The organism is Flavobacterium glucosi (assembly GCF_048286535.1).
Taxonomy (GTDB): domain Bacteria; phylum Bacteroidota; class Bacteroidia; order Flavobacteriales; family Flavobacteriaceae; genus Flavobacterium.
The window spans coordinates 320,787-334,953 of the sequence record NZ_JBLVPK010000002.1 but is presented as its reverse complement, the minus strand read 5'-3'; the positions used below and the strand labels follow the sequence as shown (position 1 = coordinate 334,953).

At 35.7% G+C, this 14,167-nt stretch carries 9 protein-coding genes; 2 read left to right on the top strand and 7 right to left on the bottom strand.

Annotated elements, in window-relative coordinates; translation table 11 throughout:
• Positions 1 to 94 precede the first annotated feature (94 nt).
• Positions 95 to 1,195 carry a DNA-processing protein DprA gene (gene dprA, locus ACNQGD_RS04625; protein WP_417998466.1) on the bottom strand — a complete coding sequence of 367 codons (1,101 nt, stop codon included), beginning with the start codon at positions 1,193 to 1,195 and terminating at the stop codon, positions 95 to 97.
• Between the two features lie 102 nt (positions 1,196 to 1,297).
• Here dprA and ACNQGD_RS04620 point away from each other — a divergent pair, with 102 nt between their 5' ends.
• Positions 1,298 to 2,245: an HU domain-containing protein gene (locus ACNQGD_RS04620; RefSeq protein WP_417998465.1), complete on the top strand. Its 948-nt coding sequence runs from the start codon at positions 1,298 to 1,300 to the stop codon at positions 2,243 to 2,245.
• A gap of 55 nt (positions 2,246 to 2,300) precedes the next feature.
• On the opposite strand, the gene ACNQGD_RS04615 is transcribed toward ACNQGD_RS04620, so the two are convergent.
• The 6 genes from ACNQGD_RS04615 to ACNQGD_RS04590 all read right to left on the bottom strand — a co-directional run bounded on the left by ACNQGD_RS04615 (position 2,301) and on the right by ACNQGD_RS04590 (position 12,476).
• A complete protein-coding gene (locus ACNQGD_RS04615; protein ID WP_417998464.1) occupies positions 2,301 to 4,568 on the bottom strand; it encodes a helix-turn-helix domain-containing protein in 2,268 nt (755 codons plus the stop codon).
• Between the two features lie 297 nt (positions 4,569 to 4,865).
• Positions 4,866 to 5,432: an OmpH/Skp family outer membrane protein gene (locus ACNQGD_RS04610; RefSeq protein WP_417998463.1), complete on the bottom strand. Its 567-nt coding sequence runs from the start codon at positions 5,430 to 5,432 to the stop codon at positions 4,866 to 4,868.
• A 232-nt stretch (positions 5,433 to 5,664) separates the two neighbouring features.
• On the bottom strand, positions 5,665 to 6,525 hold the full coding sequence (locus ACNQGD_RS04605; RefSeq protein ID WP_417998462.1) for a class I SAM-dependent methyltransferase: 861 nt from the start codon (positions 6,523 to 6,525) through the stop codon (positions 5,665 to 5,667).
• Between the two features lie 219 nt (positions 6,526 to 6,744).
• Positions 6,745 to 8,616 carry a tRNA uridine-5-carboxymethylaminomethyl(34) synthesis enzyme MnmG gene (gene mnmG, locus ACNQGD_RS04600; RefSeq protein WP_417998461.1) on the bottom strand — a complete coding sequence of 624 codons (1,872 nt, stop codon included), beginning with the start codon at positions 8,614 to 8,616 and terminating at the stop codon, positions 6,745 to 6,747.
• Positions 8,617 to 8,757: 141 nt separating this feature from the next.
• On the bottom strand, positions 8,758 to 9,177 hold the full coding sequence (ybeY, locus tag ACNQGD_RS04595) for an rRNA maturation RNase YbeY (RefSeq protein ID WP_417998460.1): 420 nt from the start codon (positions 9,175 to 9,177) through the stop codon (positions 8,758 to 8,760).
• Positions 9,174 to 12,476, bottom strand: coding sequence for a coiled-coil domain-containing protein (locus tag ACNQGD_RS04590; RefSeq protein WP_417998459.1), 3,303 nt, complete (start codon positions 12,474 to 12,476; stop codon positions 9,174 to 9,176). The genes ybeY and ACNQGD_RS04590 overlap by 4 nt, the downstream gene beginning before the upstream one ends.
• Before the next feature lie 154 nt (positions 12,477 to 12,630).
• Between ACNQGD_RS04590 and gltX the strand changes: the two genes are divergently transcribed.
• Positions 12,631 to 14,142, top strand: a complete 1,512-nt coding sequence (gene gltX, locus ACNQGD_RS04585; protein WP_417998458.1) for a glutamate--tRNA ligase — start codon at positions 12,631 to 12,633, stop codon at positions 14,140 to 14,142.
• The last annotated feature ends 25 nt before the right edge of the window (positions 14,143 to 14,167 follow it).

Genomic DNA, 14,167 nt, shown 5'->3' with positions numbered 1-14,167 from the left:
TGATTTCAATTCTTAAGTTTATAAAATGATTGACCGCAGATTCATAGATTATTTAAAATCTGTGAATCTGCGGTTCTTTCTTTTCATTTAATTACTATATTGCCTCAAATAATTTCCCTGGCAAGGGTCGAATCACGCCTTTCAATTCCATACTCAATAGCATTCCTGAGATTTTATAAATAGGAAAATCACAGCGCAAAGCAATAATATCCATCAGTTCTTTTCCCGTTTTTAACAGGTAATCGTATACTTTTTGCTCGTCTTCCTCTAAGCTTACAAACAATTGTTTTTGTACCGGTTTCGTTTCTTTTTGAATATCCCAATTTAGAATATAAATCAAATCGGCAGCACTCGTCAAGACATTAGCTTTTTGGGTTTTTATCAGATTGTTGCAACCCTGGCTGTACTTATCCGTAACTCGTCCCGGAACCGCAAAAACATCACGGTTGTAATCATTCGCCATATTTGCCGTAATCAATGAACCACCTCTATCCGCTGATTCAATTACGATTGTTGCTTCAGACATTCCCGCAACGATTCTGTTTCTTCGAACGAAATTTTCTTTATCCGGATTGGAGGAACTCCAAAACTCGGTCATGAAACCACCGTTCTGCTCCACTTTGGCAACATATTTTTTATGGGTTTTTGGGTAAATTTGGTTCAAACCATGCGCCACCACGCCAATCGTCTGTAAATTATGTTCCATTGCCAATTGATGTGCGACAATATCAACACCATACGCAAAACCACTCACGATTATAGGATCTAGCGGAGCCAAATCTTCAATCAATTTTCTACAAAATTCCGTACCGTATGATGTAATTTGGCGCGTTCCTACAATGCTGATTATTCTTCTGTTTTTTAAATTGATATTTCCAGAGGTGAATAATAAAAGTGGTCCGTCAATACAATGTTTCAAGCGTTCCGGATATTCCTCGTCCTGAAAATAAACCGCGTTGATTTCATTCGCTTTTATAAACTCAAGTTCCGGAATTGCTTTTTCGAAAACGGATTTATCTTTTAAATTTTTCATCAAAACAGATCCTACTCCATCAATAGCAGCGAGTTGCGAAGCTTTTGTGTTAAAAACCGCTTCTGCAGTTCCAAAATGGGTAAGCAATTTTTTGGCCATTATATCACCAACTCCTTCTATTCTTTGCAATGCCAATAAATAAAATAAATCCTGCTCTTTCATGCTAATTATTTGAGAGTGAAATGTATAAATTTTTATGCGGATTGTTAATAAAAATTGTGAATAAAATTTTGATAACTATTTTGGTTGTATAACTTTGTAAGTATGAAAATCGAACTATACATCGCGCAGCTTTTATACCGTTATCAATGTGTTACCGTTCCTGGTTTTGGAGCTTTTTTGACCGAAATTCAATCGGCTAGACTAAACGAAAGTACAAATTCATTTTCTCCGCCCAAAAAAATGATTGCTTTCAATGCTAATTTGAAAAACAATGATGGTTTATTAGCCAATCATATTGCTTTAGCAGAGAAAACATCTTATGAATATGCGGTAAGTGCCATTCAATATGAAGTTTTTACTTGGAAAAAAGCATTAGAAGAAAATGAACTTTTTTCTATAAAAAATGTAGGTGATCTTCGCTTAAATTCAGATAAAAACATCGTTTTCACGCCTTACGATCAAACGAATTATTTAACTAGTTCTTTTGGGTTGGCTCCATTTGTTTCACCACTTGTAAAAAGAGCAATCTTCGAAAAAGAAATTGAAGCAGTTGAAGAAAACGCCACCATCACAATGTTTCCTGAACAAACCAAAATAGCAAATCCGTATTTAAAATACGCCGCTATTTTTGTATTAGGATTGGGACTAGCCGGAAGTGTTGGTTATCCAATGTATCAAAACCAAATCGTTTCACAAACGATTCTTGTTGAAACTGCCGTTCAAAAACAAGTTCAAAATAAAATTCAGCAAGCCACTTTCTTCATCGAAAGTCCGGTTCCGGCTGTTACACTTTCCGTAAAATCGACCAAGGAAATAAAAATGCCGTATCACATTATGGCCGGAGTGTACAGAGAAGAAAAAAACGCCAATAAAACGTTGCGAATTTTAACGCGTTTAGGATATGATGCCAAACGAATCGCTCCTAATAAAAACGGTTATTTTCCGGTTTTATATGGTAGTTACACCACATTTGCTGAAGCAGAAAAAGCAAAAAAAGAAATCAATGAAAAGCACAATCCAGAGGCTTGGATATTGATTCAATCACTATAAAACAAAAACCCTATTCTTACCGAATAGGGTTTTTTAGTTTTAGCACTGTATCATTTTAATTCAAACTCGCTTTGTACATTCTGGCTTCTTCCCAAGAAAATTTATGACCGTGTTTCTCCATCAAAGCATTTAGCGATTCTTCCTGATACCCAGCAAAAGCAGTTGCTAAATCCTGCATTTTATCCTCCGGTAAAACCTCTGAAATGGATACCGCTTTAGTTTGTATCAGTTTTACAAAATGGGAGTAAATCGTTTGTTTGGTCAAGACTCTGATTGTTGCAATATCTTCAATTGATTTCTTTTCCACCCACAATTCGTAGGTTTCCTGCACCGTTGATTTTTTAGGTGCTGCAGTTTTAGATTTTTTCGAAGCATAACGTTCCACGTCCCTATCGTCTTCAATCAACGTGATATTTAGTTCCTTAAATTGATTTTGTATGGCTTCCGTTTTTCGGATGATGTATTTTTTTATTTCTGAGGATGTCAATTTCTCTTTCGAAATAGTTTCTCCTGCAACAACGGTTTCTATCAATAATTTGGCTTTCATTAAGCGCAAAACGGCTTTGGTCTGCAATTCTTCCAACACGATTAATTCATCGTAAAACGCTTTGACTTTCTTGATGCGTTTTACTTCTTCAATTTTCCAAAGGATCTCAAAAACCAAATCGTCCATTGGTTTCAGGAAATAACTGAAAGCAGCTTGAATTCTTTCGGAAACATGATTCAAATCGACGGTTTCCTGAGCAAAAAGTTTATTCAATTGCGAAATGAATTTTTTGGAGGGATCCAAAAGCTGTTCGATGATTTCCGTTTGCTTTCTGGCCCAAACGGCATGTTTGGATTTCTCTGAAATTTCTGATTTTTCGTTGTAACTGAATTTATGATTGCGCCATTCTTGAGCCAAATCATTCCACTCAAACGTGTTTATCAAATAGTTATGTATAAAATTTTTAGTTTCAAAATGCAAGGCATTCTCTAAAAACGAATCCGATGCTTTGTTTAATGAATAATCCATTACATCCTGATCGTTTGAAATGCCATTCATACGCAGCGGTGAAAGCAAAATAAGTCCTTCTAACGAGCGCAAACGCGATAATGCGACATACGCCTGTCCCGGAAGAAAAACTTGCGAAACATCAAGCGCCGCTTTATCAAATGTCAATCCCTGGCTTTTATGAACCGTAATCGCCCATGCTAATTTGATGGGGTAATGTACAAAAGTACCTAAAACCTCTTCTTCAATTTCCTTGGTAGTTTCGTCTACTTTATAGCGGATGTTTTGCCATTCGTATTTTTCGACTTCTATAGTTTTATTTTCTTCCGGGAAATGAACGAGGATTTCCTGGCTCGAAAGCGATTTGATAACGCCCATTTTTCCGTTGAAATAGTTTTTATCAAAGGACAAATCGTTTTTTACGAACATGATTTGCGCGCCTACTTTCAACTGCAATTGTTGTTCCACGGGAAATATTTTCTCCGGAAAATCTCCAGTTATCTCCGGTTTATAGACCACTGACTTACCTTCTAAATCTTCCAAAGCCTGCGCATTCATTGAATCGGCTTTATTATTGTGTGTGGTTAATGTAATATATCCTTTATTGGCTTTTAAATCAAAATCAGGTTTTACATATTGGTTTAAGGTTTGAATGTCTTGCTGCGAAATCTCATTATTACGCAGATTATTCAAAACCGATATAAACGTATCGTCAGTCTGGCGAAAGATCTTGGATAATTCAATGTATAAAGGTGGATTTTGCTGTACCACGTGCGAATGGAAAAAGAATTTTCCTTTGTAATAGGTTTTCAGCGTACGCCATTCTTCGTCCCGAATTACCGGAGGCAATTGCAATAAATCGCCAATATACAAGACTTGAACACCACCAAAAGGAGTACTTTTTTTGCGTACAGTTTGCATCATATAATCCATAGCGTCCAATAAATCCGCGCGTAACATACTCACTTCATCGATAATCAACAATTCCATATTACGTATTACTGATTTCTTCAAACCGCTCATTTTGAAATGCCTGCGCAAGGTAGCTTTGGTTTCAAATTTAGTGTTTTCAGAAAATTGAGGGGAGGAATTGTCTGGAATAAATCCTCCAAACGGCAACTGAAACATGGAATGTATCGTTACACCACCCGCGTTCAAGGCCGCAATTCCCGTTGGTGCCACAACAACAGTATTCTTGTGTGTGGTTTCGATAATTTCCCGTAAAAGGGTAGTTTTTCCGGTTCCTGCTTTCCCGGTCAGGAAAACGGATCGTTGGGTTTGATTGATGAATCGTAAGGTGTAAGCGGCAGCTTCTGAAATGGTTTGCATTAGGCGTGTATGTATAAAGCTAAAGTATTGAAAATTAGGAATACTATTTTAATTTTTGGAAAACATTTTAGGATTATAATTCAACTATTTTTTAGCCCCGATAAAAGCCAAAATCATCGAGATTTAGAAAGTGCTTTTTTCTGGCCAGAAAAGAGCGACTAAAAGAAGCTCCTTTTATGGGTAAGAAAAACCACTTTCTAAACGAGAGATTATAGCGGATAGCGGGAAATAGCTTCAAAAAAAATGCCTTCAATCTAACTATAGACGAAGGCAATTTTTTGAATTAATATAGAAAAATTATTTTTTGGCAGCTGCTTTTTCTTGCGTTTTCGCAGGTGCTTTGTATTTGTCGTTCAAGGCTTTGATGATTTCTTTTGTAATATCAAATTTGTCTTCAGCGTATAAAATTGAAGCGGCGTCACCTGTACCATAGATGTATGCATATCCTTTTTCTTTACCGTACACTTTAATGAATTTTTTCACTCCGCTTACTAAAGAATCCATTTCTTTACCGCTTTCTTGTTGCAATTCTTGTGATAAGGCTTGTTGCGCATAACCCAATTGTTGTTCTTTCTTTTGCAATTCAGCCCCTTTTTGTTGTGCCCATGCCTGACCGTTTGCTTGTGCTTGCGCTTGAAAACCTGCTGCTTCTTGCTTGAATCTTGCAATTTCAGCTTCTAATTGTCTTCCTTTTTCCTCTGCTTTCGCTTTATATTTTGCTTCAAGGTCTTTTGCCTCTGTATATTCTTTCATTAATTCAGAAGTGTCTACGTAAGCTGTTTTTACTTCCTTAACTTTTTCTGCAGTTTTATTGCAAGCTACAAGTGAAATTGATAATGCGATAATTACTAATGCTTTTTTCATTTTGATGAATTTCTAGTTTTGAGTATTGTTGACAAAAATATAAAAAATTTGATAGCATTGACATAAAGTTTAAAAAATGCTACATTTTTATGACATAAGATTTTCTTATTGTAATTAGTAAAAACATAATTTATACCTATCAGAAACGGGGGCTATATTTGCCAAACAAACGGATTAGTTCGAAAATCCAACAAATACACTACCTCTCTTCAAAAAAGCCCTTTATATGAGCTTAAAATGATTTTTGGTCGTTTTTTAGGATGTAAATGTGAGACGAATACTCTAAATTCTTCTTCGCTTCCCAATTTGACTGCAATCCAACAAAAAAGGCTTTTATATAATTCATTTTACCTGTTTTGTATTTTTCCGAAAGTAAGCTTACATAAAAAGAATCAAATTTCATAGGAAGCACTTTTACCAATTTCATTTCTTCTCTTTCAAAAAGCATTTTTATAGCCGTTTTAGAAAAATGCCAAAAATGAATGGGCACATCATAAGCAGCCCAAAACGTTCCGTAATGTTTTGCATCGAAAGATTTGAAATTTGGAACCGCAATTATTAAAGTTCCATTTGGTTTTAATAATCGTTTCAATTCTTTTATTTGGTTTTCCAAATTAGGAACGTGTTCTAAAACATGCCACATTGAAATCACATCAAAAGAATGATCGTCTAATTCGCTAGTTTCTCCAACAAATGAAACACCTTTCTTTTTTGCAATCGCTTTTGCTTTTTCACTTGGTTCCACCCCTATCGTGTGCCAACCATTATCTTTGGCCACTGATAAAAAATCTCCTGTTCCGGCACCAATGTCTAAAATGCTTCCTTTATTAGATTGTAGAGAATTGATTAAATTCAATTTATTTTTAAGCGCAATGGTTTTTACAAAATGATATGCTTTTTCAAACAAAGACCTTTTGCTATCCGTGTGTGAAATATAATCCACGCTTTCGTAATACTTGCCTAAATTTTCTAAGCTGGGTTGTGGAGACGTAATCAGCATGTCAAATTTTTCATCATGATACAAGTCGAAAATCTCTTGAGAAACAGAATAATCTTTAACGGTTAAAAAAGGCTGTTGGTTTGAAATGTCCATTAATTAATAGTGCTTTTATATTTTAATTTAAAACGAAACCCTGAAAAAACCAACGGATGCTTTCAAGGTTGAATAATTTATTTTTCTGATTCTTCAATGATTGTAATGCTTCACAACGTGGTTTCACGTGGAACAATTGATTGTAGATTTAAGATTAACCATTTGTGATTGCAGATTTAAAATCAAAGATCGTTAATCTTAAATCTGCAACCACAAATCTTATCGTCCCATATAAATCAACAACACCGAAACATCACTTGGCGACACACCACTGATTCTTGACGCTTGAGAAATGGTTACCGGACGAATCTTGCTTAATTTTTGTTTGGCTTCGATTGACATCGATTTGATTTTATCATAATCGAAATTTTCAGGAATCTTTACATCTTCCAATCGAAGCAATTTATCAGCATTATTTCTTTCTTTTTCGATATAACCAGAATACTTTACTTGGATTTCGGCCTGTTCTAAAATTTCTTGGTCTACATCATTTTCCGCAACATAAGCCGCTACCTTATCAAATTTCATCATGTCGTTTAAATCAATTTGCGGACGAGAGAATACTTTGAACATTTTATCGCCTTGCGTAATCAAGGCCGTATCTTTTGATTCTAAAATAGGATTTGCTTCCGCAACCGAAACACTTGTTTCTTTGAAGTAGGCGACCATTTTTTCAGATTCATTTAGTTTGTGTTCCATTCTACGCAAACGCGCTTCAGAAGCCAAACCTATTTCATGCGACATTGGCGTTAATCTGAAATCAGCATTGTCTTGACGCAGCAACGTTCTATATTCCGCACGAGACGTAAACATTCTGTAGGGCTCTTCTGTTCCTTTCGTAATCAAATCATCAATTAAAACACCGATGTAGGCTTCATCTCTTTTTAAAATTAAGGGCGCTTTTTCATGCACTTTTAAATGCGCATTTATTCCAGCCATCAATCCTTGAGAGGCTGCTTCTTCATATCCTGTTGTTCCATTTATTTGTCCAGCGAAATACAATCCTTCAACCAGTTTTGTTTCCAAAGTGTGCTTCAATTGTGTCGGGGGGAAATAATCATATTCAATTGCATAACCCGGACGAAAGAATTTCACTTTTTCAAATCCCGCAACAGAACTCAACGCTTTAAATTGAATATCCTCAGGAAGCGATGTAGAAAATCCATTTACATACACTTCACACGTATTCCAACCTTCCGGCTCGACAAACAACTGATGTCTTTCCTTGTCAGCAAAACGATTAATTTTATCTTCAATTGACGGACAATATCTTGGCCCAAGACTTTTAATTCTTCCGTTGAACATTGGGGAGCGATCAAAACCTTCTCTTAAAATATCGTGAACATCAAGAGACGTATACGTCATGTGACATGATTTCTGATGAATCAACGGCGATGTCACATCCGAATAGGAAAATTTATCTGGCTTAGCATCTCCTTTTTCTTCGTTCATTTTCGAATAATCCAAAGAACGACCATCGACTCTTGGAGGCGTTCCTGTTTTCATTCGTCCTGATTCAAAACCAGCCGCAACTAAATCTTCCGTAATTCCATACGCTGCACTCTCGCCTGCTCTTCCGCCACCAAATTGTTTTTCACCAATATGAATCAATCCGTTTAGAAAAGTCCCATTGGTCAACACAACCGATTTAGACCGAATTTCTACTCCAAGCGAAGTACGAATTCCTTTTATTTTTCCGTTTTCAATAATCAAACCTTTCACCATTTCTTGATAAAAATCAAGATTTGGAGTTCCTTCCAACATCATCCTCCACTCCTCGGCAAAACGCATACGGTCACTTTGAACACGCGGCGACCACATGGCAGGACCTTTGGATTTATTCAACATCTTGAATTGGATTGCAGTCTTGTCCGAAACAATTCCCGAGTATCCTCCAAGCGCATCAATTTCACGCACAATTTGTCCTTTGGCAATTCCGCCCATCGCTGGATTGCATGACATCTGGGCAATATTCTGCAAACTCATTGTCACCAATAAGGTTTTCGAACCCAAATTTGCAGCAGCGGCAGCAGCCTCAGAACCGGCGTGTCCTGCGCCCACAACGATCACATCATATTCATCTAAAAACATCTTCTTTTATAATTTAATCCGTACTAAGGATTGTAATTTTGAAATCTATATTTTGTTCCACGTGAAACAATGTAAACCTATTTTTAAACCATCACTTAATGTTCCACGTGAAACACTTTCGATTCAAAGCTCAGAACACCGCTATTGTTCCACGTGAAACATGGCGATTTTTTCATCTTCTTTACTTCGCATTAAAAGCTCTTCAACCTCGCCTTTATCTTTATAACCACAGTAATGTAAAATTCCATGAACCAAAACACGCTTTAATTCTTGCTCAAAAGTAACATTGAAATCAGCGGCGTTGTCTTTTACCCTTTCAATTGAAACAAAAATGTCTCCGTGCAATTCATTACCCATGGAATAATCAAAACTGATAATGTCCGTTAGCGTATCGTGATCAAGATATTCAACATTAATTTTATGAAGATACTCATCATCACAAAAGATGTAATTTATCTCTCCTTCTTTCTTGTTTTCCGAAGTAATAACATTTCCCAACCAAGCAGCAACAGCTTCTTCATTGTCTAAATTAAAATCGGTTTCGTAATTAAAATTGATCATTTTTTATTAAAATATTCTTGAACCTTTTGATTAAAATTCGAGCGCAAAGGTAACGATTGTCTATTTAATATTTCTATGCTATTTAAATAATCTAATAAAGGAGCTGGCAGCGCATTAGATTGATTATTAAACTCCTTTTTATTAGTTTCCGATTGGCGTTTGTTTTCCTCTCCTTGTTGCTGAATGGCGGAATTTAATTTCAATAATTCCTGTTTTACATTCAGTATCTTTTGAAGCGTTTCATTCTTAAAACCTTTATTCAATAATTGCTTTTCTATTTGCTTCATTTGATCCAAAGCACTTTGTCCATTACCACCCAATCCTTGTTTATTCAATTCGTTTTGCAATGCTTCGCGCAATTGCTTTTGCTCTTTATAAATTTCCATTATAGCTTGTGCATCACCTTCGCCTCCCTCGCCTTCTTGACCTGATTCGCCAGAAATGCCTTGTTTACCATTTTTCCCTTTTTGACCGTCACCCGGTTTCTCTCCTTTTTTAATTCCCTCTTTCATTTTCTCGCCAAGACCTTCTTGCTTTTTAATAATATCCGGCAATTGCATTCCTTGTCCTTGACCCGGCTTCGGCTTTCCGGAACCCATTCCTGACATTTGCATTTGCATATTGTTAAGCATGTCACTCAGAAAATCTGCAAGTTTATTAGCCGCTGAAATGGTGTATTGTTGGTGCGATAAACCTTTTGGAACTTGAGCATCAGTTAAACTGGACAACGATTTATCGACGTTGTAAATTACATTACCTATTTCTTTAGTAATATCTTCAGCAATTTTTGGATTACGTAACGACATCGCAAATAAACTGTCATCAACATGCTTGAACTGTTGTTTTAAATCCTGTTGAATTTTAATGTTTTTATTAAACGCCGGTGATCCTGATTTATGTTTTTTAAACTGATTCATCAAGTCTTCCTGTGACAAAGAAAACGCTAATAAATTATCCAAGATTTGTCGCAACATAGCAACATCTTCCTGCAACTGTTCCATTTCCCCTTCCTCCAAAGTTTGTTCCATTTTCTGCGACATCTCTTTCATCTTTTTAGAAGCACTTTTTTGATTTGGCTTTGCTTTATCTTTCTTGTCTTTCTTTAATTCTTCAGAAGCTTTCTTTAAATCCTCGTCAATGCTTTTTTCTTTAGCATCGTCTTTTGATAAATCCAATGGTGATTTTAATTCCTTGTTTTCTTTTTCTAAATCATTTAAATCTTCTTGGATTTTGTCAAACTCAGCATTGATGTCTTCCTGCTTGTCCAGTTTATTATCCTTTTCATCATCAGATAATTTATCTTGTTTCTCCGATAGTTTGTCCAGTTTGTCTCCTAATTGTTCTGCTTTCTTTTCTACATAAAACCTTTTCGTCAATTCCACCAACTGTTCTAAATTCTTAGTTTGGTTTTTACTATTTTGTTTGAATTTATCCAACTTAGACAACAACTCTTCATTCTGAATTTTATCGTTCAGTTCTTTCAATTCATCTAAAAACTTCTGGTTTTTTTCGAATTCTTTTTCGGCTTTGTCCAATCGCTTTTGAAGCTCTTCTTTCAACTCATCCTTTTTATCGGTTTTTAATTGCTCCAAATTATCGTTCATTTTTTTAGTAAATTCTTTCATCATCTCATCCTGTTTCATCTGACGCTTGATGAAATCATTTACTTTTTGCTGATCTTTAAAATCCAGATTTTCTTTCTCTTTTCCGGTTTTTTGCAACTTCTCCATTTCAGAGATTTGCTTATCCTGGTTTTTTAAAGACTTCTCTAAACTGTTGATGTTGTCATTTTGCTGTTGCAAAATTTGATCTTCCTTTTCTTCATCTGTGGAAACACGATTAGAGAAAACGGAAGACTTCGTGCTTTTAAAATTATGGAGAGCATCATTATCAAAAACTTCAAAATAATAATCATAAGATACCCCTTGCTCCACCGGAAGATTACTTGGAAACGAAAATACGAATTGATCAAAAGAACTTTTCTCAATAGCAATTGTTCCACGTTTAGCAGTTTGTGGTTTCTCTCTTTCGTAATAAACAATCTGAAGTCTAGACAAACCATAATCATCCGAAATCTGACCTAAAACATAGTTCTTAGCAACCTTCAAACTGTCCGGCGCATTGCTCACATTGATCGTTGGAAACTGATCTTTGACAATGGTAAGTTGATAATTGAGTTTTTCGTAGTTTTTTACCTTTTCATTTGACGTAAATATTTGATAATCTGTGTTTTGAACTATATTTTTAGATAAAACAAAGGTGTTATCTGTTTTTGAAAAAGAAGCTTTTGAAATTCCGTCCATCCACGATACATTTTGTGTCGCTTGCGTATTCATTTTCCAAGTCACACGTGTTCCTTCCGGAATAACCGCATTTCCTGTTCCTTTGATTGTTTCCGTTTTTTTATTCAAGTACGAAGGAAAGTTCAACTGCATTTCAAAATTAGCAATGGATGGAACAGTAATCACTTTCAATTCATAATCCTGCGAAGAAATAGCATTTCCCTCCACGTGGAACAAAATGTTTTCTGAAGGCTTCGCTATCTTAAATTGAAATTCCCCTGCTTTGATTGATTCCATAAAATAACTTTCATCGTCAATGAAAATCATCGCGTTCTCAGGAACTACTTTCCCTTCTGTTTTAATTCGAAGTATAAAATCCTTTCCTTGTTCGGTTTGTAAATTCAAATTTAAAACCACGAATTTAAAAGGAGCTGGTGGCAGAAAAGCCGAATTGAAATGCACTACTCTATTCAAACTTTGAGAAATCATGCTGCTGTTTCCAGAAAAATAAAAGAAAGCAAATAACAAAATTGGAATTAAAGCCAAAGGAAAATACTTTCTGTTTCCGTTGTAATTTATGGCGTTCCCAAAAGGAATTGTTTGCAACGCATTGGCTTTTTGTTCAATCGAAGCGGCCAATAATTCCGATTTGATTTGATGTTCGTTCGGATTTGATAATTGTAAAAAGTTAGTCAGTTTGTCGCTCACTTCCGCAAAATGATTTCCAATAATTGCAGAAGCCTGATTGTAATCGATTCCTTTTTGAAGTTTGAATAATTTAAAAATGGGAAATAAAATAAAACGAAACAACAAATACACTTCAACTCCAACGAAAGTCCAAAATAAAATCGTTCTTCCCATTGGCTTGAGCCAAAGAAAATATTCGACAAAAAGCGTAAATAGAAAATACAACAATCCTAAACCGATGAAGAAAATAGTTCCCCGTATCAATTCGTTGGTATAAAACTTCCAAATGAAAGCTTCGAGTTTTTGATAAATAAATTGCTGATTTTCCAAAATGTATGCTTTGTTTTTTATAACCAATAAAAGTAATAATTTATATGAATAAAGAAATGTTAAAATCATCAAACTCATTAATCTAACATTATCTCATTTTCAGATAATCCAATTGAGTAATCGAATTTGTATCTTCGCAAAAAAATTTACAGCAATGTCTAAACAAGTTCGGGTGCGTTTTGCACCAAGTCCAACTGGACCTTTACATATTGGCGGCGTTCGTACCGCATTATTCAATTATTTGTTTGCCAAAAAAAACAATGGTGTATTCTTCCTGAGAATTGAAGATACGGACCAAAACCGTTTTGTTCCTGGTGCCGAAAATTATATCATGGAAGCATTGGAGTGGTTAGGAATTGCGCCCGATGAGACTATTGGTAAAAATGAAAAATTTGGTCCATACCGTCAAAGCGAAAGAAAAGATGTGTACCAACAATATGCTGCTGAATTAATCAATTCCGGGAATGCGTATTATGCTTTTGATACAGCCGAAGCTTTGGATGCAGCAAGAAAATTAGAAGAAGAACAAGGACAAACCTTTATATACAATCACCATAATCGAGAAAAACTGGACACTTCGTTAGTGATTTCTGCAGACGAGACTGCTAAAAGAATTGCTGGTGGAGAGCATTATGTAATTCGTTTTAAAACTCCGGTGAATGAAACGTTGCTTTTACATGACATTATTCGTGGTGATGTAAAGTTTGAAACGAATCTTTTAGACGATAAAGTATTGTTCAAAAGTGATGGAATGCCTACGTACCATTTAGCCAATATTGTGGATGATCATTTAATGGAAACCTCGCATGTAATTCGTGGTGAGGAATGGTTGCCATCAATGCCTTTACACGTTTTATTGTACAGAGCATTTGGTTGGGAAGCACCCGAATTTGCACATTTACCATTGATAATGAAACCTGTCGGGAACGGAAAATTATCCAAACGTGATGGTGACAAGATGGGATTTCCAGTATTTCCATTGGATTGGAAAACCGCAGAAGGCGTTTCATCCGGTTACAGAGAAAAAGGATTTTTCCCCGAAGCCGTAATCAACTTTTTAGCATTATTAGGTTGGAATGATGGAACAGATAAAGAATTATTCTCGCTGGAAGAATTAGTTGCAGCATTTGACTTGAACAGAGTTCATAAAGCTGGGGCTAAATTTGATCCTGAAAAAAACAAATGGTTCAATCACCAGTATTTAACCAAGCAGGAAGATGCTACTTTGGCAAAAGCCTACGCTCCTATTTTGGCTGAAAAAGGTTTCTCGACTGCGCTCGAAATGACAAAGTTGACCAAAATAGTTTCTTTAATCAAAGAACGCGCGCATTTTGTTTCTGAATTTTGGGAAATGAGCGATTTCTTTTTTGTGGCTCCAACAGCCTATGATGAAAAAGCCAGCAATAACTGGAAGGAAGAAACACCAGCATTGATGCAGGAATTAATTTCTGTTGTGGAAGAAATTACCGATTTTACTTCGATGAATATCGAAACGATTGTCAAAGACTGGATGACGAAAAACGAGATTGGAATGGGAAAAGTAATGCAACCATTCCGTTTGAGTTTGGTTGGCGCGCTAAAAGGTCCTCACCTATTTGATATCGTTGAAGTAATTGGAAAAGACGAAACGGTTAACCGAATTCAAAAAGCAATCGCTACTTTGTAAAAAAATAACCCTTTTAGAGTATAAA